The 506-nt window shown below is 58.3% G+C and carries 1 pseudogene; it reads right to left on the reverse strand.

From position 1 onward, the window contains the following. A pseudogene (locus ACLJOK_RS33555) lies at positions 1-506 on the reverse strand (RNA-binding transcriptional accessory protein); the annotation flags it as partial.

Consider the following 506-nt stretch of genomic DNA (forward strand, 5'->3'; position numbering starts at 1 on the left):
AGATTTCGGATCGATTTTCACCAGCTCCGCCAGCGGATCCTGCAAACGGCGGGCGATAGATACCGCACCACGCAGCGAAACGTCGAGATCCGGGAACTCCTGCGCTGCCAGCTCGGAAGCTGAGTAAACCGACGCGCCAGCTTCGCTGACGATCACTTTCTGTGCGGTCACTTTCGGGAACTGCTTCTGCACGTCGAGATAGAAACGTTCAGTTTCGCGGGAAGCTGTACCGTTGCCGATCGCCACCAGTTCAACGTTATGCTTTTCACACAGCGCAGCAACAGTCATCGCTGCTTTTGCGGCTTGTCCGGTGTGCGGGTAAATGGTATCGGTCGCTACCAGTTTGCCAGTGGCATCGACCACCGCCACTTTTACCCCAGTACGCAGACCCGGATCGAGGCCCATCGTTGCACGCAGTCCGGCAGGGGCCGCCATCAGCAGATCGTGCAGGTTACGGGCAAAGACGTTGATTGCTTCATCTTCCGCGCGTTCGCGCACGGTACCCA

The organism is Micromonospora sp. 050-3, from assembly GCF_046549335.1.
Lineage (GTDB): Bacteria > Actinomycetota > Actinomycetes > Mycobacteriales > Micromonosporaceae > Micromonospora > Micromonospora trifolii.